General features: G+C 63.1%; 21 protein-coding genes and 1 tRNA gene. 7 read left to right on the forward strand and 15 right to left on the reverse strand.

All coding sequences use genetic code 11. From position 1 onward, the window contains the following. Together P3T40_RS03375 and P3T40_RS03380 are read left to right on the forward strand one after the other, a co-directional pair. Positions 1-1395, forward strand: a complete 1395-nt coding sequence (locus tag P3T40_RS03375; protein ID WP_429266268.1) for an AmpG family muropeptide MFS transporter — start codon at positions 1-3, stop codon at positions 1393-1395. 101 nt (positions 1396-1496) lie between these two features. Beyond that, positions 1497-2684 (forward strand): M48 family metallopeptidase, encoded by a 1188-nt coding sequence (locus P3T40_RS03380; protein WP_429266598.1) that lies wholly within the window; start codon positions 1497-1499, stop codon positions 2682-2684. A 147-nt stretch (positions 2685-2831) separates the two neighbouring features. Here P3T40_RS03380 and P3T40_RS03385 read toward each other — a convergent pair whose 3' ends face one another. The 5 genes from P3T40_RS03385 to gatC form a co-directional block, all read right to left on the reverse strand. Next, complete coding sequence (locus P3T40_RS03385; protein WP_429266269.1) at positions 2832-3611, reverse strand: exodeoxyribonuclease III; 780 nt, start codon at positions 3609-3611, stop codon at positions 2832-2834. Positions 3612-3690: 79 nt separating this feature from the next. Beyond that, positions 3691-4527, reverse strand: coding sequence for a PPK2 family polyphosphate kinase (locus P3T40_RS03390; protein WP_429266270.1), 837 nt, complete (start codon positions 4525-4527; stop codon positions 3691-3693). A gap of 149 nt (positions 4528-4676) precedes the next feature. After that, positions 4677-6152 (reverse strand): Asp-tRNA(Asn)/Glu-tRNA(Gln) amidotransferase subunit GatB, encoded by a 1476-nt coding sequence (gene gatB, locus P3T40_RS03395; RefSeq protein WP_429266271.1) that lies wholly within the window; start codon positions 6150-6152, stop codon positions 4677-4679. A 4-nt stretch (positions 6153-6156) separates the two neighbouring features. Continuing rightward, the gene (gene gatA / locus P3T40_RS03400) at positions 6157-7656 is read right to left on the reverse strand and encodes an Asp-tRNA(Asn)/Glu-tRNA(Gln) amidotransferase subunit GatA (RefSeq protein WP_429266272.1); all 1500 of its coding nucleotides are present in this window, start codon (positions 7654-7656) and stop codon (positions 6157-6159) included. Positions 7657-7715: 59 nt separating this feature from the next. After that, the gene (gatC, locus tag P3T40_RS03405; RefSeq protein WP_429266273.1) at positions 7716-8015 is read right to left on the reverse strand and encodes an Asp-tRNA(Asn)/Glu-tRNA(Gln) amidotransferase subunit GatC; all 300 of its coding nucleotides are present in this window, start codon (positions 8013-8015) and stop codon (positions 7716-7718) included. A gap of 380 nt (positions 8016-8395) precedes the next feature. On the opposite strand from gatC, the gene P3T40_RS03410 reads away from it, so the two are divergent. The 5 genes from P3T40_RS03410 to rodA all read left to right on the forward strand — a co-directional run bounded on the left by P3T40_RS03410 (position 8396) and on the right by rodA (position 14999). After that, the gene (locus P3T40_RS03410; RefSeq protein ID WP_004189550.1) at positions 8396-9439 is read left to right on the forward strand and encodes a rod shape-determining protein; all 1044 of its coding nucleotides are present in this window, start codon (positions 8396-8398) and stop codon (positions 9437-9439) included. A 151-nt stretch (positions 9440-9590) separates the two neighbouring features. Continuing rightward, positions 9591-10769, forward strand: coding sequence for a rod shape-determining protein MreC (gene mreC, locus P3T40_RS03415; protein WP_429266274.1), 1179 nt, complete (start codon positions 9591-9593; stop codon positions 10767-10769). Then, entirely contained in the window at positions 10766-11278 is a 513-nt protein-coding gene (gene mreD / locus P3T40_RS03420; RefSeq protein ID WP_429266275.1) for a rod shape-determining protein MreD, read from the forward strand. Before mreC ends, mreD begins: the two co-directional genes overlap by 4 nt. A gap of 144 nt (positions 11279-11422) precedes the next feature. Further along, positions 11423-13840, forward strand: a complete 2418-nt coding sequence (mrdA, locus tag P3T40_RS03425; RefSeq protein WP_429266276.1) for a penicillin-binding protein 2 — start codon at positions 11423-11425, stop codon at positions 13838-13840. Between the two features lie 10 nt (positions 13841-13850). After that, positions 13851-14999 (forward strand): rod shape-determining protein RodA, encoded by a 1149-nt coding sequence (rodA, locus tag P3T40_RS03430; protein ID WP_429266277.1) that lies wholly within the window; start codon positions 13851-13853, stop codon positions 14997-14999. Between the two features lie 84 nt (positions 15000-15083). On the opposite strand, the gene P3T40_RS03435 is transcribed toward rodA, so the two are convergent. The 10 genes from P3T40_RS03435 to rsmB all read right to left on the reverse strand — a co-directional run bounded on the left by P3T40_RS03435 (position 15084) and on the right by rsmB (position 24361). After that, on the reverse strand, positions 15084-15794 hold the full coding sequence (locus P3T40_RS03435) for a tetratricopeptide repeat protein (RefSeq protein ID WP_429266278.1): 711 nt from the start codon (positions 15792-15794) through the stop codon (positions 15084-15086). Next, a complete protein-coding gene (locus tag P3T40_RS03440) occupies positions 15791-16573 on the reverse strand; it encodes an HpcH/HpaI aldolase family protein (RefSeq protein WP_429266279.1) in 783 nt (260 codons plus the stop codon). Before P3T40_RS03440 ends, P3T40_RS03435 begins: the two co-directional genes overlap by 4 nt. Positions 16574-16730: 157 nt before the next feature. After that, the gene (gene queD, locus P3T40_RS03445) at positions 16731-17174 is read right to left on the reverse strand and encodes a 6-carboxytetrahydropterin synthase QueD (RefSeq protein ID WP_429266599.1); all 444 of its coding nucleotides are present in this window, start codon (positions 17172-17174) and stop codon (positions 16731-16733) included. A gap of 10 nt (positions 17175-17184) precedes the next feature. After that, positions 17185-17817: a 7-carboxy-7-deazaguanine synthase gene (queE, locus tag P3T40_RS03450; RefSeq protein ID WP_429266280.1), complete on the reverse strand. Its 633-nt coding sequence runs from the start codon at positions 17815-17817 to the stop codon at positions 17185-17187. Positions 17818-17915: 98 nt separating this feature from the next. After that, positions 17916-18650 carry a 7-cyano-7-deazaguanine synthase QueC gene (gene queC, locus P3T40_RS03455; RefSeq protein WP_429266281.1) on the reverse strand — a complete coding sequence of 245 codons (735 nt, stop codon included), beginning with the start codon at positions 18648-18650 and terminating at the stop codon, positions 17916-17918. A 410-nt stretch (positions 18651-19060) separates the two neighbouring features. After that, a tRNA-Phe gene (locus tag P3T40_RS03460) sits at positions 19061-19136 on the reverse strand. Between the two features lie 110 nt (positions 19137-19246). Next, positions 19247-19936, reverse strand: a complete 690-nt coding sequence (gene esaR, locus P3T40_RS03465; protein WP_429266282.1) for a response regulator transcription factor EsaR — start codon at positions 19934-19936, stop codon at positions 19247-19249. After that, on the reverse strand, positions 19937-22354 hold the full coding sequence (locus P3T40_RS03470; protein ID WP_429266283.1) for an ATP-binding protein: 2418 nt from the start codon (positions 22352-22354) through the stop codon (positions 19937-19939). After that, on the reverse strand, positions 22344-22934 hold the full coding sequence (locus P3T40_RS03475; RefSeq protein ID WP_429266284.1) for a DUF4390 domain-containing protein: 591 nt from the start codon (positions 22932-22934) through the stop codon (positions 22344-22346). The genes P3T40_RS03470 and P3T40_RS03475 overlap by 11 nt, the downstream gene beginning before the upstream one ends. Next, positions 22931-24361, reverse strand: coding sequence for a 16S rRNA (cytosine(967)-C(5))-methyltransferase RsmB (gene rsmB, locus P3T40_RS03480; RefSeq protein ID WP_429266285.1), 1431 nt, complete (start codon positions 24359-24361; stop codon positions 22931-22933). The genes P3T40_RS03475 and rsmB overlap by 4 nt, the downstream gene beginning before the upstream one ends. Positions 24362-24369: the final 8 nt, after the last annotated feature.

Consider the following 24369-nt stretch of genomic DNA (forward strand, 5'->3'; position numbering starts at 1 on the left):
ATGTCGAACCCGCCGCACGAGGCGCCCGCACTTACCGCTCACGTCGAACACACCGGCTGGCGTGCGTTTCTCAACACGCACATGTTGATCTGCGTCTTTCTGGGCTTCACGTCCGGATTGCCGCTGTTCACGCTCGTCTACCTGGTGCAGGCGTGGCTGCGCTCCGAGGGCGTCAATCTGAAGGAAATCGGCCTGTTTGCGCTGATCCAGTTTCCGTATACGTGGAAATTCGTCTGGGCGCCGCTGATGGACCGCTACGTGCCGCGTCTGCCGGGCTGGCGGCCGGGGCGCAGGCGTGGCTGGATGCTGGTCACGCAGATTCTGGTGGCCGGCGCGATCGCCACACTCGGCTTCGTGTCGCCGCGCGATTCGATCTGGACCGTCGCCGCGCTCACCGCGCTGGTGGCGTTTTTCGGCGCGAGTCAGGACATTTCCATTGATGCCTACCGGCGCGAGTTGTTAAAGGATACCGAACAGGGTCTCGGCAACGCGGTGCACGTCAACGCTTACAAGATTGCTGCGCTGGTGCCAGGCTCGCTCGCGCTGATCCTGTCAGACCATTTGCCGTGGACCACCGTGTTTATCGTGACGGCCGCCTTCATGGTGCCGGGCATGATCATGACGCTGGTAGTGCGGGAACCCGAGGTACACGGCGCGCCGCCGAAAAACCTGCGCGAAGCGATCGTCGAGCCGTTCCGCGAATTCATCCTGCGCGACGGCTGGCGCGGCGCGTTGTTCGTGCTCGGCTTTATCTTTCTGTACAAGCTCGGCGACACGATGGCGACCAACCTGTCGACGTCGTTCTTCCTCGACATCGGCTACTCGCGCACGCAGATCGGCGTGATCGCCAAAACCACGGCGTTCGGGGCGAGCCTCGCCGGTGGCATCGTCGGCGGCCTCTGGATGATGCGTATCGGCATCGGCCGCGGGCTGTGGGTGTTCGGCATCCTGCAGATGGTATCGACGCTCGGCTTTGCGTGGCTTGCGCATCTCGGGCCTGCGTCGCCGGGGCTCACCGCCATCTACGATTTCGCCGTGTTCACAAGCCAGGGCGTGACGAAGCTGCTGTCCGTGTTCGGGGTCGACTGGACGGCGCAGCTCGATCCGCGCTCGGTCGCGCTTGCGCTCGTCTACGGCCTCGAAACCTTTGCGACCGGTCTGACGATGGCGGCCTTCACCGCCTATATCGCCAGCACGACCGACCCGCGCTATACCGCCACCCAATTCGCGCTCTTCACGAGTCTTGCGTCGGTGCCGCGCACACTGGCGTCCGCGGCAAGCGGCTATGTGGTCGCGCAAATCGGCTGGTTCGACTACTTCCTCGCCTGTACGGCGCTGGCGCTGCCCGGCATGTTGCTGTTGCTGCGTATCGCGCCGTGGAGACTGCGGTCGTGAACGCGTCCGCGGCACGGCAAGCGGCCGCTTCGACGCCGCCGCGCGCAAGGGTGGCCACTGCGGCGGCTACTGCACGCCGTGTGCGGCGTGCGCTGCGTGCCATGCTAGCGCTGCTCTGCGCGAGCAGCATGCTTGCGGCGCCGTGGAGCGCCTATGCGGCCGCGACACCTGCATCGCAGGCCAGTGCAGCCGTGCCGGCGAGCGCGCCTGCCGCGAAGTCGGCACCAGGCGCCGCTGCTCCGGAAAATCCGTCTCCCGCTGCAACAAACGCTGCTAGCGGTGCCAGCGGTGCTAACGTTAACAAAAGCGCAGGCACAAACGCAGGAGCCAGCAGCACGGCCAGCGCAGCAACAGCCACCTCCAGCCCAGCCGTGCCGCAGAATCCGCCAGTGACCGCAGGGCAGCCGGCGCGCCCCAGCAACCAGGCTTCCTCCCCATCTGCCACGGACAACCGGCCGCCACCGTACTCGCCGCCCGCCCAGCAACTGCATTTCGGCAGCTACGCGGTGTTCCGCAATCTGATTCCGTCGCCGGCGCTGGAAGCGCAAGCCGCCGACGAATTCGATGAGATCGTCTACGGCGCCCAGCACGCCGACCGGCTGTACCCCGACACCGACCCGCGCGTGATCCGCGTGCACTCGATCGTCGACAAGCTGATTCCGTATTCGCTGAAGTGGAATGAACGGGCAAAGAACTGGAAGTGGGCGATCGCGGTGATCCGCTCGCCGGATATCCGCACGTACTGCCTGCCGGGCGGCAAGATCGTGATCTACAGCGGTATCCTCGACCGCGTGCATCTGAACGACAACGAACTGGCCATGCTGCTGGGCCACGAGATCGCCCATGCGTTGCGCGAGCATGCGCGGGAGCGCCTCGGCGAGCAGCAGGCAGCGCAGCTCGGTTCATCCGGCACGATTCCACAGTTATTCGGGCTCGCCGATCTGGGCGTCGCGCCGCTGGGCATCGGCTCGCAACTGCTCGAGATGAAATACACGCCCACCGACGAAACCGAAGCCGACGTGATCGGCAGCGATATCGCCTCACGCGCCGGTTACGATCCGCGCGCCGCGATCACGCTGTGGGACAAACTGGCGGCCGCGACGCACAGCAATCGCAATCAGGGCTTCATCTACGGGCATCCGTACACGCCCGCACGCCGTCAGGACATCATGAAACGACTGCCGGACATGCTGCAGCTCTACGCGAAAGCTATCGGCAAGACCGTCGATGAGCTACCCGACTATGCGAACATCGGCCGTCCGCGGCGCGTCCCGGTTCGCGGCGACTGAACGACCGAAGCGCACGGCGGGCCTGCAGACCGCGCGCCGTTCGCGTGGCGCTGGCCTGTCTGGCATCATCGCCGTTCGCATGGCGCCGGCGTACCTGGCATCAACGCCGATCACGGCGCCCCACGAATGGAGCGCCTGCCTCCCGCGTTACTTCTTCAGCCTGTGGTCGTAGTCGACGGTCAACGGCGCGTGGTCGCTGAACTTGATATCGCGAAACACCTCGGTGCGCTTCGCCTTGCCGGCGATGCCTGGCGTTGCGATCTGATAATCGATCCGCCACCCGACATTCTTGGCATACGCCTGACCGCGATTGCTCCACCACGTGTACTGCTCAGGACGCTGATCCAGGGTGCGGAACACGTCGACGTAACCTACTTCGTCGAACAGCTTGGTCAGCCACTCGCGTTCTTCCGGCAGGCAACCTGAATTCTTCTGGTTGCTCTTCCAGTTCTTGATGTCGATTTCCTTGTGGACGATGTTCACGTCGCCACACACGATGACTTCGCGTTCCTGGCCGAGCTCAGCGAGGTGCGGCATGAACTCATCCATGAAACGGAACTTGGCCTGCTGACGGTCCTCGCCGCTCGAACCTGACGGCACATACACCGACACCACCGACAGCTTGCCAAAGCGCAGCTCGACATAGCGGCCTTCAGGATCGAACTCCTCGCTGCCGAAGCCGATCACCACCTCATCGGGCTCGTGACGCGTGTACACACCCGCGCCGCTGTAGCCCTTCTTCACCGCGTGCTGAAAGTATCCCGTGAAGTTGTGAGGAGCGAGAAACTCCGGGGTCATGTCGTCCTGCGAGCATTTGATTTCCTGCACGCAGAGAATGTCCGCTTTTTGTTCGCCGAACCATTCGAAAAAGCCCTTCTTGGCCGCAGAGCGGATGCCGTTCAGGTTGGCGGTAATCACACGCAACATGTCGTTCCTTTATTGTTGATCCGTTGTTGGTTCAGGTTCATGCGTTCAGGCCCATCCGAGGCTGAAACCGCAGCTCACGTCATTCCACTTTCACGCCCTTGAGCGATTCCTTCGCGGGCGGATACTCGAGCTTCAGACCTTCCAAGGTACGCAGCAGCAGTTCGGCAACCATCACGTTGCGATGGGTCTTCGAGTCGGCCGGGATGATGTACCACGGCGCGTAGGGCGTCGAGGTCGCCGCCAATGCGTCGTGATACGCCGTCTGATACTGATCCCACTGTTTGCGCGCCTCGAGATCCGAAACGTCGAACTTCCAATGCTTGGTGGGATCGTCAATGCGAGCCTGCAGACGCGTACGCTGCTCGTCCTTGGAAATATGCAGCATGCATTTGATGATGGTCGCGCCGTTCTCCGCGAGCATCGCTTCGAAATCGCGGATCTGCCGGTAACGCTGCTCGCAGGCACTCTTGTCCAGTTGACCCAGCACGACCGGCACCAGCACGTCTTCATACTGACTGCGGTTAAAGACAGTCAGTTCGCCGGCGGCGGGCGCCTGCGAATGCACGCGCCATAGGAAATCGTGCGCCAGTTCGGTAGGCGTTGGCGCTTTGAACGGCACGATGCGCAAGCCGAGCGGATCCACTTCGTGAAACACCGCGCGGACTGTGCCGTCCTTACCGCTCGTGTCCATACCTTGCAGCACCAGCAGCACGCGCTGCATGCGCTGGGCATGCAGGCACTCCTGCAATGCGTCGAGCCGCGCACCGATGGCGGAGAGCCGATCGCGATCGCCGTCCTTCGTACCCGTCGAAAACGGCTTCGCGCCCGGATCGAAATCGGCGAGAGCGAATTTTGCGATCTTCTTGCCGTCGAAATACGGCACGCGGAAATCGTCGAGTTCCGGCTTTTTCGCCATGTATTGACTCCAGTGTCCGCTCTGTCTGCTACCGCGGCGCCTCAGCAAAATGAAACGGGCCGCTGCCCTACTTTCGTCCGGCAACAGCCCGTTAGGACCGAAGCCGCGCACTCAACCACGCACGCACTCCGGCAACTGCATCACTTCATTCAGGACAGCTTTTTCTTCAGCAGTTCGTTGACCTGCTGCGGATTCGCTTTGCCCTTGGTGGCCTTCATCGCCTGGCCGATCAGCGCGTTAAACGCCTTTTCCTTGCCGGCGCGGAATTCCTCGACCGATTTCTGGTTCGCCGCGAGCACCTCGTCGATAATCGCTTCCAGCTCGCCCGTGTCGGAAATCTGCTTGAGACCCTTCGCTTCGATGATGCGGTCGGCAGCGGCTTCGTCGGTGGCCTTTTCGTCCCAGATCGCCACGAAAATTTCCTTCGCGATCTTGTTCGAAATCGTGCCGTCCGCGATACGTTGCAGCAGCAGCGCGAGCTGGGTAGCGGAGACCGGGCTGTCGGCGACGTCGAGACCTTCGCGGTTCAACAGCGAGGCCACTTCGCCCATCATCCAGTTCGCCGCCACCTTCGCCTGCGCGGCGCCGACCTTCGCCACCACCGCTTCGTAGTACGCGGCCATCGCCTTGCTCGAGGTCAGCACGACTGCGTCATAAGGCGTGAGGCCATATTGATCCACGAGGCGCTGCTGGATTACGACCGGCAGTTCGGGCATCTCCGCCTTCACCCGCTCGACCCACGCCCGTTCGATGACCAGCGGCATCAGATCGGGATCCGGGAAATAGCGGTAATCGTGCGCGTCTTCCTTGCTGCGCATCGAACGCGTTTCACGCTTGTCCGGATCGTAGAGACGCGTTTCCTGCACCACAGTGCCGCCGTCTTCGATCAGTTCGATCTGTCGGCGTACTTCGTACTGGATCGCTTCTTCGAGGAAGCGGAACGAGTTCAGGTTCTTGATCTCGGCACGCGTGCCAAATTCCTTTTGCCCGACGGGGCGCACCGACACGTTCGCATCGCAGCGGAACGAACCTTCCTGCATGTTGCCGTCGCAGATGCCGAGCCACGTGACGAGCGTGTGCAACGTCTTCGCATACGCAACGGCCTCAGCGGCGCTGCGCATTTCCGGCTCAGTGACGATTTCGAGCAACGGTGTGCCGGCCCGATTCAGGTCAATCCCCGTCATATCCGCGAAGTCTTCGTGCAACGACTTGCCCGCGTCTTCTTCGAGGTGAGCGCGCGTCAGGTTGATGGTCTTGACGTAGGCTTCCTTACCGGCTTTCTCGTTGGCCGGCACCTGGATCGTGACCGTGCCGCCTTGCACCACAGGAATTTCGTACTGGCTGATCTGATAGCCCTTCGGCAGATCCGGGTAGAAATAATTCTTGCGGGCGAAGATGCTGCGCGGTGCGATGGTCGCGCCGATGGCGAGGCCGAATTCGATCGCGCGCTGCACGGCGCCGCGGTTCATCACCGGCAGCGTGCCTGGCAAAGCCAGATCCACCGGACAGGCCTGCGTGTTGGGTTCAGCGCCGAACTGCGTGGCGGCGCCCGAGAAAATCTTCGAGACGGTCGACAGTTGCGTGTGCGTCTCGAGACCGATCACGACTTCCCATTGCTTGGTCATGTGTTCACACTCCTGCCGGTGCCTGGCGATGCCAGTCGGTTGCGCGCTGGAACGCATCCGCAACCTGCAGCATGCGAGCTTCGTTGAAATAGTTGCCGATGATCTGCAGTCCGACCGGACGCTGCGCATTCGCACCCGCGCCGAAGCCGCACGGCACGCTCATGCCGGGCAACCCGGCGAGGCTCACCGACAGCGTGTAGATATCGGCCAGATACATCTGCACCGGGTCGTCGCCCTTGGCGCCGAGATCCCACGCCACCGACGGCGCCACCGGCCCCATGATCACGTCGCATTGCTTGAACGCTTCCTGGAAGTCATTCGCGATGATGCGGCGAATCTTCTGCGCCTGCAGGTAGTACGCGTCGTAGTAGCCGTGCGACAGCACATACGCGCCCACCAGAATGCGGCGCTTCACTTCCGGGCCGAAGCCTTCGGCGCGCGACTTCTTGTACATGTCGAGCAGATCGCGGTACTCCGCGGCACGGTGGCCGTAGCGCACGCCGTCGAAACGCGACAGGTTCGACGAGGCTTCCGCCGGGGCGATCACGTAGTACACGGGGATCGACAGCTCGGTTTTCGGTAGCGTCACCGCGACCAGCGTGGCGCCGAGCGCTTCGTATTGCTTTAATGCAGCATCGATCGCGGCACGCACGTCGTCCGCGAGGCCCGCTCCGAAGTATTCCTTCGGCAGGCCAATGCGCAGGCCAGCGAGCGGCTTCGCCGCCGCTTGGGCCGCGCCGTCAGCGGACCAGCTCTGGCCGAGATAACGTGTGTAGTCTTCGTCGTCGCGCACGAGGCTCGTGGAATCGCGCTCGTCGAAACCGTGCATGGCGTTGAGCAGCAACGCACAGTCTGCGGCGCTTTGTGCCATCGGGCCGCCCTGATCGAGCGACGAGGCGAACGCGATCATGCCGTAGCGCGACACGCGGCCGTACGTCGGCTTGATGCCGGTAATGCCCGAGAACGACGCCGGCTGGCGAATCGAGCCGCCCGTATCCGTACCGGTTGCAGCGGGCGCAAGACGCGCGGCCACGGCCGCGGCGGAGCCACCTGACGAGCCGCCCGGCACCGCCTTCGTGTCCCATGGGTTCTGCACCGGGCCGAAGTACGAGTTCTCATTGGACGAGCCCATTGCGAACTCGTCCATGTTGGTCTTGCCGACGCACACCATGCCGGCGCGATTCAGGCGTTCGACCACCGTCGCGTCGAACGGGCTCGTGTAATTGGCGAGCATCTTCGAGCCGGCGGTGGAACGCCAGCCGCGCGTCACGAACACGTCCTTGTGGGCGATCGGCAGGCCGACCAGCGGACCCGCGTGGCCGGTGTGAAGCAGGGCGTCGGCGGCTTTGGCCTGCTCGAGCGTGAGATCGGCGTCGACCTGGACGAAGGCGTTCAGGCTTTTGGCAGCGTCGATCCGCTTCAGATAGAGCTGCGCCAGTTCAACTGCGGAGCATTCCTTCGCAGCGAGGGCAGCACGCAGTTCGGTCAAGCTTTTTTCATGCATTGCGGTTTTCCTGAAGAGCGCGGCGCCGCAGCGAGCCGCTGCGCGCCGAATCCATATTCTTATTCAATCACCTTCGGCACCAGATACAACCCGTCCTGCACAGCAGGCGCGGGACGCTGGAATTCGCCACGCTGGACGATTTCCGTCACGGCGTCTTCGCGCAGACGCAGTGCAACATCCTCGATCTGCTCGATCGGATGGGCGAGCGGTTCAATGCCCTTGGTGTCGACGGCCTGCATCTGCTCGACAAGGCCGAAAAAATCATTGAGCTGGACAAGCGTGTGCTCAGCTTCGGCGTCGGCCAGTTCGAGCCGCGCAAGATGCGCGATGCGTTTAACATCGGTCAGGGTCAGAGCCATGCAGTCACCGGAAAATGTGGTGGACTGTCACAGTGTGGAAAAAACAATGCTGTGACAGTGGGTTACGACACTGGAGGGGTCCCTCGAAAAAGGGGCCAGCGGTGGCAAAAAGTGCCATCCGTTTCCTTTAAATCAAGCAAAATTATAAGGTATCATTACGCGTTCGACCCAAACCCGGACCGACTTACCAAGGGCTTTCTGGTCATTTGCCACAAATGATTCAGAGATAGATGCCTGACTTTGTTCCGGCCTCCGGTAGATTCCCTCGCAGCTTCAAGCCTATGTGGCGCAGCATCCGCCCGGTTGAAGCTGTTATTTTTTCCGCTGCCGCCCTGCGCATTCTTTGCGAGGCACGGCCCCAAGCGAGACAGGATTTTTGAATGTTCGGTTTTTTGCGCAGCTACTTCTCTAACGACCTGGCGATCGACCTCGGAACCGCCAACACGCTCATCTACATGCGTGGCAAGGGCATTGTTCTAGACGAACCATCGGTTGTTTCCATCCGCCAGGAAGGCGGCCCCAACGGCAAGAAGACCATCCAGGCAGTCGGCAAGGAAGCCAAGCAGATGCTTGGCAAGGTGCCGGGCAATATCGAGGCAATCCGCCCCATGAAGGACGGCGTGATCGCCGACTTCACCGTCACCGAGCAGATGATCAAGCAGTTCATCAAGACAGCTCACGAATCACGTATGTTCTCGCCGTCGCCGCGCATCATCATCTGCGTGCCGTGCGGTTCGACCCAGGTTGAACGCCGCGCCATCAAGGAAGCGGCTCACGGCGCGGGTGCCTCGCAGGTTTATCTGATTGAAGAACCGATGGCTGCGGCAATCGGCGCGGGCCTGCCGGTTTCGGAGGCTACGGGCTCGATGGTGGTCGACATCGGCGGCGGCACGACGGAAGTCGGCGTGATCTCGCTGGGCGGCATCGTCTACAAGGGTTCGGTGCGCGTCGGTGGCGACAAGTTCGACGAAGCCATCGTCAACTACATCCGCCGTAACTACGGCATGCTGATCGGCGAACAGACCGCCGAAGCGATCAAGAAGGAAATCGGCTCCGCGTTCCCGGGCTCGGAAGTCAAGGAAATGGAAGTGAAGGGCCGCAACCTGTCGGAAGGCATTCCGCGCAGCTTCACGATCTCCAGCAACGAAATCCTCGAAGCGCTCACCGATCCGTTGAACCAGATCGTGTCGTCGGTGAAGATCGCACTCGAACAGACGCCGCCGGAACTCGGCGCCGACATCGCCGAACGCGGCATGATGTTGACAGGCGGCGGCGCACTGCTGCGCGACCTGGATCGCCTGCTCGCTGAAGAAACCGGCCTCCCGGTGCTCGTCGCCGAAGACCCGCTGACTTGTGTTGTGCGTGGTTCGGGCATGGCCCTCGAGCGCATGGACAAGCTCGGCAGCATCTTCTCGTACGAGTAAGCGAGAGCTCATCTCCATGTCAGCAGCGCGGATCGGACGGCTAGCCTTCTTCGGGCCAGCCTGTCTTGGGCTGGTTCATCCAGCCGCCGCGCGCTGAGCGCGCGTATTCGCGCCGAAGTTAGACCAACCGCTCACGCCCCCGGCGCCGACCATGGAATACAGTCCGCCGCCTCTGTTCAAGCAAGGCCCCTCCGCACTCGCACGGCTGATTTTCTTCGTGCTGCTGGCGCTCGCCCTGCTGATCTCGGATGCGCGCTTCAAGACGCTCGAGATCGTTCGTGGCGTGCTGGGAGCCGGTCTTTATCCGTTGCAGCGCGCCGCGCTCGTGCCGCGCGACATCTTCATGGGCGCCGCAGATCTGGCGGTGACGAGCGCCACGCTGCGCGGTCAGAATGACGTCCTGCGCAAGAAGAACCTGCAACTCTCGCTGCAGGCCAATACGTCGGCCGAACTGGGCGCCGAGAACGAACACCTGCGCTCGCTGCTGCAACTCTCGCAACGCATGACCACCCAGTCGATCCCCGCGGAAATCCAGTACGACACGCGCGACCCGTTCACGCAGAAGGTCATCATTGGCCGTGGCGCGCAGCAAGGCATTCAGGATGGCTCACCAGTCGTGAATGAAGACGGCGTGATCGGCCAGGTGACGCGGGTGTTCCCGATGCAGGCGGAAGTCACGCTCCTGACGGACAAGGATCAGGCCGTGCCCGTGCAAGTGGTGCGCACGGGTCTGCGCAGCGTGATTTACGGCACGCCGAAGGGCGATACGCTCGACCTGCGTTTTGTGCCGATCAGCGCGGATCTGCAGACCGGCGACGAACTCGTGACGAGCGGACTCGATGGCACCTATCCGCCGGGCTTGCCCGTCGCGAAGGTAGTGCGGGTCGACAAGCAGGCCGATACGGCTTTCGCACGCGTGGTGTGCCTGCCGGTTGCGCCGGTGCGTGGCGCGCGCCAGTTGCTGGTGCTGCACTATCTGAACACCGTGCCGCCGCGTCCGGCGGACGAGCCCGATGCGGCCAGCGCAGCGAAAGAAGCGAAGGCGAAGAAGGGCGCGAAACCCGTGGAAAAGACCGCGGAGAAGAACGCGAAGGCCGCTGTGCCGGCATCCGCTGCGGCGGCCAAACCGGCCTCGGCAGCAACGCCGGCTTCGGCAGCAGCGGAAAAGAAGAACGCTGAGAGGAAGCAGGCCATTGAGAAGAAAGCGGCTGCCGAACGACTGGCTGCGATAAGGGCTGCCACCGGAAGGCCCGCCTCCGGAGCGCCGGCCGCCGGAACGCCCGCCGCAGGCGCCGCGAAGCACCCAGCCACGGGGGGGATCGACGAGTGAACCGCCCTCAATACATCCTGCAGCCGGTCAACCCGTACTTCATCGCGTTCAGCCTCGCTAGCGCCTTCCTGCTGAACCTGATGCCATGGGGGCGCCTCGTCGGCGTGCCGGATTTTGTCGCACTGGTACTGCTGTTCTGGAACGTGCATCAACCGCGCAAGGTCGGCATGGGTATCGCGTTCATGCTCGGCATCCTGATGGACGTGCACAATGCCAGCCTGCTCGGCGAGCATGCGCTGGCGTATACGCTGCTGTCGTACGGCGCGATCACGATCCATCGGCGCGTCCTGTGGATGCCAATGGGCGTGCAGACCTTCGCGGTGATGCCGTTGTTCGTGGTCGCGCAGCTCGTACCATTCGTGATCCGGCTGCTGATGGGCGCAGCGTTTCCCGGCTGGGGTTACCTGATCGACGGGTTCGTCGAAGCCGCCCTTTGGCCCATTGCAAGTGCGCTGCTGCTGATGCCGCAGCGCCGTCCGGCCGATCCGGACGACACCCGCCCCATTTAGCGCAGTGCGCGCGCCGAGCCCCTCCTTGAACCCGCGAAACACGCGCTCCCCAGGCCAGCTCGACCCGCAACGCTCTTGCCTCCCGGCCACGGCCGGCGGGCCATCCAACAATTGCGGCCGCTCCGCGGCCTTTTGACCAAAAGCATGGCAGCCGAATTCAAGGACACTCAGCAACAGCTCTCGAAGTTCCGCCTGCGGGTCGCGGCGGCGGGCCTGTTCGTGTTCGTCTGCTTCGGGCTGATCGTATTCCGCTTCCTGTTCCTGCAGGTCTGGCACTACAGCAAGTACTCGCTGCAGGCCGACGAGAACCGCATCTCGGTAGCGCCGATCGTGCCCAACCGCGGCATCATCACGGACCGTAACGGCGTCGTGCTGGCGAAGAACTACTCTGCCTACACGCTGGAAATCACGCCTTCGAAGCTCAATGACACGCTCGATAACGTGATCGACAACCTCGCGACTGTCATTACGATCGATGCACGCGACCGGCGCCGCTTCAAGAAGCTGCAGGAAGACTCGAAGAACTTCGAAAGCCTGCCAATCCGCACCCGCCTCACCGACGACGAAGTTGCGCGCTTCACCGCGCAGCGCTTCCGCTTCCCGGGCGTCGAAGTGCGCGCGCGGCTGTTCCGTCAGTACCCGCTTGGGGCGACGGCAGCGCATGTGATCGGCTACATCGGACGGATTTCGCAACGCGATCAGGACCGCATCGACGAGGCCAGCGACCAGAACGACAGCGATCCGGATCACTACGATCCGCGGCTCGATGCGAACAACTACAAGGGCACCGACTACATCGGCAAGATCGGTGTGGAGCAAAGCTACGAGACCGAACTGCACGGTCAGACCGGCTTCGAGGAAGTCGAAGTGACCGCTGGCGGACGGCCGGTGCGGACCTTGTCGCGCACTCAGGCGACGCCTGGCAACAACCTCGTGCTGTCGCTCGACATCGGCTTGCAGCAGGTCGCCGAGCAGGCGTTTGCGGGCAAGCGCGGCGCGCTGGTGGCGATCGAACCGGCGACCGGCGACGTGCTCGCGTTCGTGTCGGCACCGAGCTTCGATCCGAATTCGTTTGTGGACGGCATCGACCAGCAGACGTGGGACGACCTGAACAACTCGCCCGATCACCCACTGCTGAACCGGCCGCTGCACGGTACTTATCCACCGGGCTCGACCTACAAGCCGTTCATGGCGCTGGCCGCACTCACGCTGCACAAGCGCACGCCGAGCTGGGGTTTCCAGGATCCGGGCTACTACACGTTCGGCAATCACACGTTCCGCAACGACGTGCGCTCGGGCCAGGGCTGGGTCGACATGAACCGCGCGATCGTGGTGTCGAACGACACGTATTTCTACATGCTCGCGCACGATCTTGGCGTCAACAACATCGCCAATTTCATGAAACCGTGGGGATTCGGCCAGATCACCGGTATCGACATTGCCGGCGAAGCGAAGGGCATTCTTCCTTCCACCGAATGGAAGCGCAAAGCCTACCGCAAGCCCGAACAGCAGCGCTGGTATGAAGGCGAGACGATCAGTCTCGGGATCGGCCAGGGCTACAACTCGTTCACCATCCTGCAGCTCGCGCACGCGGTCGCTACGCTCGCCAACAACGGCGTCGTGATGAAGCCTCACCTGGTGAAGGAAATCGAAAATCCGATTACCAAGGACACGCGCCTGACCGTGCCGAAGGACGACGGCCGCATCAACGTGGCGCAGTCGGACATCGATATCATCAAGCGGGCGATGGTCGGCGTGGTCACCAATGGTACGGCTTCCAAACTGTTCATCGGCGCGCCGTATCAGGCCGCCGGCAAGACCGGTACGGCTCAGGTCTATTCGCTGCAGGGCGCGAACTACAAGGGCCATGCGGTCGCAGAAAACCTGCGCGACCACGCGCTCTTTATCGCCTTCGCGCCGGCAGACAACCCGAAGATTGCGCTCGCGCTAATCGTCGAAAACGGCGGCTGGGGCGCGGAAGCGGCGGGCCCTATCGCGCGCCGCGTGCTCGACTACTACCTGGTCGACCGGCAGAAGCCGGGCGCGGAAGCGGCGGCGGTCGCCGTGGCGGCATCGGCAACCACGGAATCGTCGGCACCGGTGATTGGCGCCGCGCCGACCTCGGTCGAGATCACGCAGCCGGCTTCCGTCGCCGCTGGCTTCACGGCCTTGCCGATGCCTGGCGCCGCATCGAATGCGGCTGGGGCATCTGCACCTGCCGCGGCCTCGGCGGCCTCTGAAACGACGCCTGCCGCGCCGCCTGGCCCTGTCGTTGCAACACCGGGCGCCAAGGGGACAGCTGATGGGGCAAACGCGGCGGCAGCTACGGGAGCAGCCAAGACGGTCCCTGCGACGAACGACGCCTCCGCTCCGTTCGTCGCCACCACGATGGCGGCAGACCCTGCCTCGGCGCCCACCAAGACCCTCGTGCCGCGCAAATCCGGTCCGCACCATCCGCGCCCGGCCAGCGACTCGGGACCCACCGCCGCTGCGCCGTCGCGCGACGATAGCATTCAGCCCGCGTCACCCCGCCAGCCGGTTTCCGGCGGCATCGACGAGTAAGGAGAGAGGCATGCAATTCGACAAGCGCGCCTGGCTCGACCGCATCAAGAAGATGTTCATCGGCTTCGACCGCCCGCTCGCACTCGCGGTGTTTCTGCTGATGTGCGTCGGCATCGTGACGCTGTACAGCGCCACGCTCGACATGCCCGGCAAAGTGGAAGATCAGTTGCGCAATATCATGCTGACCTTCGTTCTGATGTGGGCGCTCGCGAACGTGCCGCCCACCACGCTGATGCGTTTCGCAGTCCCGCTTTATACCTTCGGCATTGCGTTACTGGTGGCGGTGGCGCTATTCGGCCTCACGCGCAAAGGGGCTAAGCGCTGGATCAACGTCGGCGTAGTGATCCAGCCGTCGGAGATCATGAAGATCGCCACACCCTTGATGCTCGCGTGGTACTACCAGCGCCGTGAAGGGGTGATGCGCTGGTACGACTATCTGGTCGGGCTGATTATTCTGGCCGTGCCCGTCGGCCTGATCGCCAAGCAGCCGGACCTCGGCACTGCCGTGCTGGTGTTCGCGGCGGGCCTGTTCGTCATCTATTTCGCGGGCCTGAGTTTCAAGCTGATCGTGCCGGTGCTGGTTGCCGCGGCGATTGCGGTCACCTCCATTGCGGTGTTTCAGGACAAGATCTGTCAGCCCGAAGTGCAATGGCCGCTGATGCATGACTATCAGAAGCACCGTATCTGCACCTTGCTCGATCCCACGTCCGATCCGCTCGGCAAGGGTTTCCACACCATCCAGGCGGTGATTGCGATCGGCTCCGGCGGGCCGCTCGGCAAGGGCTGGCTGAAGGGTACGCAGGCCCACCTGGAATTCATCCCTGAGAAGCACACCGACTTCATTTTCGCGGTGTTCTCCGAGGAGTTCGGGCTCGCCGGCGGTGTGGTGCTGCTATTCCTGTATATGTGCCTGATCGCGCGCGGACTCTATATTGCGGCGAACGGGGCGACGCTGTTCGGGCGATTATTGGCCGGCTCCTTAACGATGGCGTTCTTCACCTACGCGTTCGTCAATATCGGCATGGTGAGCGGGATCTTGCCGGTAGTCGGCGTGCCGCTGCCATTCATGAGTTATGGGGGCACGGCGCTGATTACGCTGGGGGTGGCGACGGGCCTCATCATGAGCGTCGGGCGACAGAAGCGGCTGATGCAGAGCTAGTGCAAAGCTAAGGAAGTGAAAAAGGGGCGCCGAAGCGCCCCTTTCCAGTTTACGGCCTCATTAGCCTCGTCTGGCACGCTCACATTACTGCGGCTTGGCCTCATGCTCGTCACGCAATTGCGCGCTCAATTGCAGATACTTGAGCTTGGCCGCCGGATCGCCCTGCGCCGCGGCGGCCGCATAGTACGCACGCGCCACGTTGAGGTTCTTGTCCACGCCATCGCCGCCGCGCTCGTAGAACGAGCCTGCCACGTACTGCGCCGTCATGTCGCCGCCTTCTGCGGCCTTCTTGTACCAGATGAACGCCTGGCGATTGTCGCGCGTCGTGCCGCGGCCATCCAGAAACTGGTTCGCCAACGCCAGTTCGGCCTGCACGTGCCCCTGCTGTGCTGCCTTCAGAAACCAGCGATGCGCTTCAACTGGATCGCGGCCGACGAACTCGCCATCGTCATACATCTTGCCGTACACATATTGCGCGTGCGACATGTTCGCGTCGGCGGCCTTGCGCAGCCACTTCTTGCCCTCATCCACGTTAGCTGTCGTGCCTTCGCCATTGAGCAGCATCATCGCGTAGTTGAATTCGGCGAGGCGGTTGCCGCGCAGCGCCGCCTTGCGAAACTCCACGAGCGCCGCGCTCAGGTTGCCGGCGTTGTAGTCGGCGACGGCGGTCTGCGTCTCTGGATCGTCTGCTTTGGACGGCTTGTCCTGCGCGTAGGCCGTCGCGGATGCCGCCAACGCGGCACACGCGGCCACCCCCACCGCCACGCGCACGACGAACTGCGAAATACCCTTCATGACCGCACCTCCTGCAACGCCTGACGCGTTGCGCGCACCAGCCACATGACATCAGCGGCCAGCGCGATAAAACGAAAACCGGCGTCGCGATACTGTCGCGCGCTAGCGGCATCCAATGCAAAAATTCCGGTCGCAATACCGGCCTTGTTTGCCGCCGCGACGACGTGGCTCATCGCCGCCTGAACCTCCGGATGCTTCGAATCACCCAGATGGCCGAGGCTCGCAGCGAGGTCGGCTGGCCCGATGAACAGGCAATCGACGCCCGGCGTCGCCGCAATCTTCTCTACGTCATGCACGGCGCGTGCCGACTCGATCTGCACGATCGTCGCGATCTGCGCGTTCGCCGTCTGTACGTAGTCGCGCCGCATGCCATACGAACCTGCGCGCACGGCGCCCGCGACGCCGCGTAGGCCGTCGAGCGCATCAGGCGTCGGATATTGGGTCAGGCGCACGGCATGCGCGGCCTCCTCTGCGGACTCGATGTTCGGGAACATCAGCGTGCGTGCGCCAGCGTCGAGCACGCGCTTAACGAGCCAGCCTTCGCTCGCCGGCAGGCGCACCACTGGCTCGCTTGGCAGATGCGCTGCAGCAATGGCGCGTAGCTGACTTGTGACGTCGGCGCTGTCGATGGGTGCGTGCTCCATGTCGATCAGCAACCAGTCGAAACCGGCGTGCGCGAGCGCCTCGGCGGCGCTGTCGCTGCCGAGCGAGAGCCACAGGCCGAAGAGCGGCTCAGCTTCCGCGAGACGTTGTTTGAGGGGATTCGTGAAAGTGCTCATCGCCGCGCTCCGCGGCAACGCACAACGTCGCCTGAAGCACGGGAAAGAAGGCAGGTGCCGCGGGCCTTCAGCCCGCTTTGCAGTGCGGTGACCGGCATGTCTCGCTCCGAGTGGTTATCGAAACGATCATACCGTGACAATAACGCGGCCGCTGAGCTCAGTCGCGGACCACGTCGGCCCAGCAATTCGGCGTCTCGTAGAGACGCACCTTGTAGAGACGCAGATTCACGCCGTAGTGAGCGTCGTAGACATTCGCGAGGAGGTCGAAGGCGACGGCCGCGAGATTTTCAACGGTGGGGATGCGATCGAGCACAACCGTTTTGTGGCCCGGCATCGAATCGAGAAAGCCGCGCACCTGCGTGTCGCCTTCGTAGACGAGAAACGCGTGATCCCACTTGTCGACGAGATGTTCGACGGCGAGCGACTTCACGTCCGCAAAGTCCATCACCATGCCGCGATCCGGCGCGCCTTCCGTTTCAACCAGATCACCTTGCAGCGTGATTTCGAGCACATAGCGATGCCCGTGCAGATTACGGCACTGGCTACGGTGATCGGGGATGCGGTGGCCCGCGTCGAATTCAAGTTTTCGGGTAATCGTCAGCACGGCAAAATCAGGGAATGTTCAGATACTTGTGGGTCTGCATCGACAGGCGCCATTGCGGATGGCGTTTGCACCAGTCGATCGCGAGTTTCGTATTGATGTCGCGCGACGGGCCGTCCATCGGCTGGACGAGGAAATATTCGAAGTCGAGCGCCGCGTACTCGGACAGGCGCTGGTTGTCTTGCGGAATCACGACTTTCAGTTCGTTGCCTTTGGTGACCACCAGAGGAGCGTCGGCCTTCGGGCTTACGCAGATCCAGTCGATCGTCTCGAGCACCGGCAGCGAACCGTTGGTCTCGATGGCGATTTCGAAGCCCGCTGCATGCAGGGCGTCGACGAAGGGCTGATCCATCTGCAACATCGGTTCACCGCCGGTACAAACGACAAAACGCTCGGCCTCACCTTCCGGCCATTGCGAGGCGATCATCGCCACCAGTTCTTCGGCCGTGCGGTACTTGCCGCCGTTCTCGCCGTCCGTGCCGACAAAGTCCGTATCGCAGAAGCGGCACACCGCCTCCGCACGGTCTTCCTCGCGGCCCGACCACAGATTGCAGCCGGCGAACCGGCAAAACACCGCTGGGCGGCCGGCATTCGCGCCTTCGCCCTGCAATGTATAAAAGATTTCCTTGACCGCGTACGTCATGCTGCTTTCTGCCTGGCACAGGGTGCCTGATTAAAGTTGCCGCCACCCGTTTTCATGATCAGTGATGAAGTCACGAAGTCACAAAATGGGCGCACGGATCAAACCGGTGCTTCCGTCACCTTCTCGCCGGCCAGATACGCCTCGTAGCCGCGCTTGCGCAAGCGGCATGCCGGACATTCTCCGCAACCGAAACCCCACGCATGCAACTCGGCGCGCTCGCCGACGTAGCACGTATGCGTCTCGACACGCACCAGCTCGACCAGCTCGTCGCCGCCGAGTTCGTGCGCGAGGCGCCAGGTATCGGCCTTGTCGAGCCACATCAACGGCGTTTCCAGCGCGAAGCGGCTATCCATGCCGAGATTGAGCGTCACCTGCAGTGCCTTCATCGTGTCGTCGCGGCAATCGGGGTAGCCCGAAAAATCCGTCTCGCACATGCCGCCCACCAGCACTTGCAGGCCGCGCCGATAAGCGATCGCCGCAGCGATCGTCATGAACATCAGGTTACGGCCCGGCACAAAGGTATTCGGCAAACCGTTGGTCGCGGCTTCGATCTGGATCTCGCGCGTCATCGCGGTCTCGCTGATCGAACCGAGCACCGACAGGTCGATCATGTGATCGTCGCCGAGGCGCCCGGCCCACGCCGGAAAGGTCCGAACAACAGCGTCGCGAAAGCCTTCACGGCACTCCAGTTCGACCCGGTGCCGCTGCCCGTAGTCGAAGCCGAGTGTCTCGACCGTTTCATATCGTTCGAGCGCCCAGGCGAGGCACGTAGCCGAGTCCTGACCGCCGGAAAACAGCACCAGAGCGCTACTCTTAGCGTCTTTGCGGATCACCGTGAAACTCCGTGAATGATGATTGCCACGTCGCGCTGCGCGGTGTGCGCCATGCAGCAACGCGGCGCGACGCGTACCGGCGTGACAGCCGGCTCAAGCAGTATAGGCCGCGCCATCCGTCTCCAGAGTCGCTGGCGCTTATACCGCTGATCGTCGGGCGCAGGGGTTCTTGCGCGGTGCAGCGCCGCTAGAAAGCTTGCCTGGCGGCCGCCCTGAAAAACGCAAAAGGACTTGTCAGGCGAACGCAGCAAGTCCTTGAACTGGCGCGATTTTATCATGCGCCGCGCAATGTCGCCGCGACGCAGCTCCGGGCGGAATGGCACGTGCATCGACACGCAACTGCATACCGCTTTGCACCCGTCAGAAAAGGAAAAGCCCCAGGAATCTTGCGAGTTCCTGGGGCTGAATCCTGGTGGCCTGGGACGGAATCGAACCATCGACACGCGGATTTTCAATCCGCTGCTCTACCAACTGAGCTACCGGGCCAACGAAGAAGCGAGAGTATAACAAAGGGTTTTCGACTGCTCAAGCCCCCTCTCGAAATTTTTTGCGGGGCGGATTGGGCACTTTTTTGCGAGCCTAAGTCCGCTACCGCCTTACTCCCCTTTGTTCTTGCCGAGATCGACGCCGAGCTGCTTCAGCTTGCGGTACAGGTGGGTGCGTTCGAGCCCCGTCTTTTCGGCCACGCGCGTCATGCTGCCGTTCTCGCGCGCGAGGTGATACTCGAAGTACGCGCGCTCGAACGCGTCACGCGCGTCGCGCAGCGGAATGTCGAATGAGATCGATGCCGTCTGCGCCGCCATCGCACCGCTGCCGATGCCGTCGTTCGCGAGCATCGGCAACGACGCGGCCGATGCCACCGCCGCCGAACTCACCGGCAACGCGGGCTTCGGCGCGACTCCCGGCGCGGCCGGTGCGGGGTTGCCGCGCGCGAGACCCTGTTCGACCGCCTTCAGCAGCTTCTGCAACGCAATCGGCTTCTCAAGAAAGTTGAGCGCGCCAATCTTGGTGGCTTCGACTGCGGTGTCGATGGTCGCATGACCGGACATCATGATCACCGGCATCGTCAATTGACCCTGCGCGGCCCATTCCTTGAGCAGCGTGACGCCATCGGTGTCCGGCATCCAGATGTCGAGCAGCACCAGGTCGGGCGCCTGGCGCAGCCGGAACTCGCGCGCTTCCTGCGCGTTCTCCGCCGCCTCCACGACATGCCCTTCGTCGCTCAGGATCTCCGAGAGCAATTCCCGGATGCCCATTTCATCATCTACCACCAGGATGGTTGCCATTTACGCTGCCCTTGTCTGCACTGTTGCTTTTGTCGTTCCCTGCGACGCGTTGCCATGCGCCGTTCGCGGCCCTGCCCCAGGTGCCGCTACGTCATCGTCTGCCAATTGAAGAAAGAGGATCGAAATCTGCGCACCCTCAATCACATCGCCGGCTTTCAAACGGTTGCGAATATCGATTCGCGCGCCGTGTTCGTCGACGATCTTCTTGACCATCGCAAGACCGAGTCCTGTTCCTTTGGCCTTGGTCGTCACATAAGGTTCGAATGCACGCGTCAGGATGCGTGCGGGGAAGCCCGGTCCGTTGTCCGATACGGTCAGACGCACCGCGACGCGCACTTTGCCTTCCGCGTCGGGATCGCCATATTCTACTGTCCTCGTTTCGAGCAGCACACGTGGATGCCCGGCCTCGGCCACCGCATCCTGCGCATTCTGCAGCAGGTTGTGGATCACCTGACGCAATTGCGTCGCATCGCCGCGGATCACCGGCAATGCGGCGAGCTCCACGTGGATCGCACTCTTGCCCTCTTCGATACCGTAAAGCGTGAGCACTTCGCTCACCAGCTCATTCAACTGCAGGTTGGCGAGCACCGCCGGCGGCGTGCGCGCGTAGTCGCGGAAGCTGTCTACCATCTGCTTCATCGCCGCGACCTGATTGACGATCGTGGTCGCGCCGCGCTTGAGCACATCCGCGTCGGACGGACCGAGCTTGTCGGCCAGCTTCATCTGCAGACGCTCGGCCGATAACTGGATCGGCGTGAGCGGATTCTTGATCTCATGCGCGAGACGCCGCGCCACTTCACCCCAGGCGATCGAGCGCTGCGCCGAGATCACGTCCGAGATATCGTCGAACACAACCACGTAGCCTGAGGTCTGCATGTCCTCGGCATCGCGGTCCGTTGCGGAGACGAGCCGCGCACCGCGCACCAGCAGCGTCAGCGGTTCCGTCTCGCCCGCTACCTGCACCGAGAACTGCTGCTGCCAGTGACCGCGGTCGTCGTGACCGTCGCCGCTCGCCGCTTCGCGGTCGGCAAATGCCTTGCGCACCATCGCGCCGAAATCGCTCAGCACGCCGATGCGGTCGAGCGCAGCACCGAGCGCCGACTGGAACGGCTGGCGGAAGATCCGCTCAGCGCCGCGGTTCGCCGTGGTGAGCCGGAACTGCCGGTCGAACACGAACACACCGGCGGTCAGGTTGGCGAGAATGCTCTCCAGATAGGCCTTCGAATGCTCGAGCGCGATCCGGTTGTTTTCCACCGCTGCACGCGCCTCGGAAAGCTGCCGCGTCATCGCATTGAACGACTGCGTGAGAAAGCCGAGCTCATCGCGCGACTTGATTTCGCGTTTCGGCGTGTAGTCGCCCTCGGTCACTTCCTTCGTGCCCTGCGCGAGCAGGAACAGCGGCCGCGCCAACTGATTGCCGAGCGCAAGCGCCAGCATCATCGCAATGAAAGTAGCGAGGAACAGCGCGAGCGTCAACGTGCCGATGTACATCTTACGCAGGCCCGTACGGCCAAGCGCCTTTTCCTGATACTCGCGATACGCACGCTGCACTGCGTCTGCATTGCGGGCCAGCGTCGGCGACACCGGCTGCGTCAGTTGCAAAAAGCGCTCAGTGGGCTGCAGCAACGACGCGTTCGCATCCGGGATGCGCTGCACGATCCGCAGCCGCAACACGCCTTTGCCGCCGTTCGCGTTCGGATCGCCATCCACCTCGCCTTCGATCGCGGCAAAGCCATGGCCACGCGCCTGCTCGATCATCAATGGCGTCGGCAAGTCGTTGGGGACGAGCGTCACATAGTTGCCCGACGCTTGCGCCACCACGTGCATCTCGGGCGTCGCGCCCGACATGCTGCGCACCGGTTCGACGATCGTCGCATCCTGCACGCCGAACTGATCGCGCAGACGCAGCAGCGTCAGCGTCGTTCCAGCAGCATCGGCGCTGGCAAGCTGCTCGGCCATCAACCGGCCCTTGGTCTGCAGGTCCGACAGCGATGCGTCGAGCATGCCGCGCCCGAGGTTCAGCCCCGATGTGAGCGCGGTTTCGACATTCACGTCGAACCACGACTCGATGCTGCGCGAGACGAACTGATACGACACGATGTAGATGATCCCGCCCGGCACCACGCCGACCAGCGCCATGAAAAACGCCAGCTTCGCCAATAGCCGCGTGCCGAATTTACCTTTGCGCAGCCGGTAGATGATGATCAGGACGAGTGCCGTCACAACCAGCAGGAAGATCAGCGCGACTGCAACGTTGGCTGCGTACAGCCACTGATAGTAACGGTCGAAGAACTCGGTGTTCGCACTCGCCGCAGCAAGCAACACCAGCAGCAGGACGGCCGTGACCGCCACCGTCGACACCAGCACGCGCACGACGATGCTGCTGACGCTGGTGGTGCCGCGTACTTTATTTAGCACGTTCGGTCACCGTAAAAGTAAAACGCTTCCAGTCGGAAGAGAGATTCCAGTCGCGGTTGTTCACAGCGTCGATCTGGAATGGCTTGGGCATCAGTGCGATGTCGAGCTGCATGCGCACGGAGGCGGTATAGGTCTCGCCGTTTTGCACCTGATTGCGATCTATCACATGCCACGACGTGACATGCTGGATCACCGCCAGCGCGTCTTTCAGCGTGCTGAAGCCGAGCTGCAGGCCGCCCGTCGATACCCGGTACTCACGTGTGAGCGGCTGAAACGATAAGCGGATGCTCTGCGACACACTCACCGGTTGCTCGTCGAACCAGTACCAGCGTGGCCGGCTCAGTTCGAAGTCGGTCGTGAAGTAGAGCGGAATACCTTTGTTGACGGCATCTTCGAGGTTGCTATTCAACTCGAAGTCAAAACGCGCATCGAGACTCCAGCCGCCGCCGTCCGACTGCAGCGACGCGCGCTGCACTGCGATCGAATCGGCGTACGCTGCGCCCGGCGCGCCCAGCCAAAAAGCCAGCACAATCCAGAGCACGGCCACGAGCCGAAGCGAAAAGAAGCGTTTGATGGTCACCGTTTCTGGAAGCGCGCGTAGAAAAATCCGTCGTGGTCTGGGTTCGAGCCGGTGCCGCCGGGTCCGGCACGGGAACCCTCCGGGGCGTCGGCAGGCGCGCGGGCCGCTGTGGGCAACAGTTGCCCCGGCGCGTCCAATCGTACCGCATCCTGGTACTTGTCTCCAAACCACTGCGCCTGCAATTCGCCCTCATCCGGAAAGATCGAGCACGTAACGTAAAGCAACTCGCCGCCTGGCTTCACCAGCGGCCAAAGTGCCGCCAGAATCCGCCGTTGTTCGGCGACGAGCGCGGGGATATCGGCGGCGCGCCGCAACCAGCGGATATCCGGATGACGCCGGACGATGCCCGACGCCGAGCACGGCACGTCGGCCAAAATGCGGTCGAAGGGCTGATCGATATCGTCGTGCCACTTCGCGGGAGCGCCCGCGTCGCCGATGCGAACCTCGGCAGTCAGGCCTAGCCGCTGCAGATTTTCGCCGATGCGGCGCGCTCGCGTGGCATCGCTTTCCAGCGCGACAAGTTCGATATTGGCGCGTTCAAGCAGATGACCGGTCTTGCCGCCGGGCGCGGCGCAGGCGTCCAGCACACGCATGCCGTCGCGCGCACCGAGCAACTGCGCGGCGAGTTGGGCACCGGCATCCTGCACCGAGACCACGCCGTCATCGAAGCCGGGGATGCGGTCGACCGGCATCGGCGTGGCGAGGCGCACGCCGTCATCGCCGGCGCGGGTGGCGTCAATGTGGTGATTGTGCAAAACCTGCAGATAGGCATCGACCGTAGAGCGCCGCGCGTTGACGCGCAGCGTCAGCGGTCCTTGCGTGTTGCCGGTGGCAAGCACGTCCTGCCAGTTATCGGGCCACGCGCGCCGTACCGCGTCGATCCACCAGGCCGGGTAGTTCCAGCGCGCGACCTCGTCGGCCTGCGATTCGCTCACCTGCGCCTCGCGCTCGCGCAGGAAATTGCGCAGCACGGCGTTGACGAGACCTTTCGCGAACGCGCATTCACGCCGCGCGGCGATCGCGTTGACGGCCTGGTCGACGACCGTGAACGGCGCGTAAGCCGCTTCCTCTTCGGCGTCTGCGAGCAATGCCAGCGCGCAGGCGAGCAGGTTGGCCACGTGCGGCGGCGGCGCCTTTTTGACCAGCTTCGCGATCAGCCAATCGGCCGTGGCCAGACGGCGCATGGTCCGGTACGAGATGTCCTGCACCGCACCGCGCGCTGCGGCAGCGCTGCCTTCGGGGGCGGACACGAATACCGACTGCAGCGCCGCGGGGAGCGCCGAGCCGAGGCGCACCGCACCCACCGCCTGAGCCGCGCAGTCGAGCGCAAAACCCAGCGATTCGGGCGCGAGATGCAGCGTCGACAGACGTGATTCGCGCGGACGCGACGAAGGCGAAACGGAACGCGTGGAAGGCTTTAAAGTCATGAAGAAGG

Origin of the sequence: Paraburkholderia sp. EB58 (assembly GCF_050436665.1) — a bacterium.
GTDB lineage: Bacteria > Pseudomonadota > Gammaproteobacteria > Burkholderiales > Burkholderiaceae > Paraburkholderia.

What these genes read in the sequence shown, in the direction of transcription:
- P3T40_RS03380 (WP_429266598.1), top strand. Translation starts at nt 1,497, where the DNA reads ATGCTAGCGCTGCTCTGCGCGAGCAGCATGCTTGCGGCGCCGTGGAGC.
- queE (WP_429266280.1), bottom strand. Translation starts at nt 17,817, where the DNA reads ATGACGTACGCGGTCAAGGAAATCTTTTATACATTGCAGGGCGAAGGC.
- gatC (WP_429266273.1), bottom strand. Translation starts at nt 8,015, where the DNA reads ATGGCTCTGACCCTGACCGATGTTAAACGCATCGCGCATCTTGCGCGG.
- rsmB (WP_429266285.1), bottom strand. Translation starts at nt 24,361, where the DNA reads ATGACTTTAAAGCCTTCCACGCGTTCCGTTTCGCCTTCGTCGCGTCCG.
- P3T40_RS03375 (WP_429266268.1), top strand. Translation starts at nt 1, where the DNA reads ATGTCGAACCCGCCGCACGAGGCGCCCGCACTTACCGCTCACGTCGAA.
- P3T40_RS03410 (WP_004189550.1), top strand. Translation starts at nt 8,396, where the DNA reads ATGTTCGGTTTTTTGCGCAGCTACTTCTCTAACGACCTGGCGATCGAC.
- gatA (WP_429266272.1), bottom strand. Translation starts at nt 7,656, where the DNA reads ATGCATGAAAAAAGCTTGACCGAACTGCGTGCTGCCCTCGCTGCGAAG.
- gatB (WP_429266271.1), bottom strand. Translation starts at nt 6,152, where the DNA reads ATGACCAAGCAATGGGAAGTCGTGATCGGTCTCGAGACGCACACGCAA.
- P3T40_RS03390 (WP_429266270.1), bottom strand. Translation starts at nt 4,527, where the DNA reads ATGGCGAAAAAGCCGGAACTCGACGATTTCCGCGTGCCGTATTTCGAC.
- P3T40_RS03385 (WP_429266269.1), bottom strand. Translation starts at nt 3,611, where the DNA reads ATGTTGCGTGTGATTACCGCCAACCTGAACGGCATCCGCTCTGCGGCC.
- esaR (WP_429266282.1), bottom strand. Translation starts at nt 19,936, where the DNA reads ATGGCAACCATCCTGGTGGTAGATGATGAAATGGGCATCCGGGAATTG.
- P3T40_RS03435 (WP_429266278.1), bottom strand. Translation starts at nt 15,794, where the DNA reads ATGAAGGGTATTTCGCAGTTCGTCGTGCGCGTGGCGGTGGGGGTGGCC.
- P3T40_RS03440 (WP_429266279.1), bottom strand. Translation starts at nt 16,573, where the DNA reads ATGAGCACTTTCACGAATCCCCTCAAACAACGTCTCGCGGAAGCTGAG.
- rodA (WP_429266277.1), top strand. Translation starts at nt 13,851, where the DNA reads ATGCAATTCGACAAGCGCGCCTGGCTCGACCGCATCAAGAAGATGTTC.
- mrdA (WP_429266276.1), top strand. Translation starts at nt 11,423, where the DNA reads ATGGCAGCCGAATTCAAGGACACTCAGCAACAGCTCTCGAAGTTCCGC.
- mreC (WP_429266274.1), top strand. Translation starts at nt 9,591, where the DNA reads ATGGAATACAGTCCGCCGCCTCTGTTCAAGCAAGGCCCCTCCGCACTC.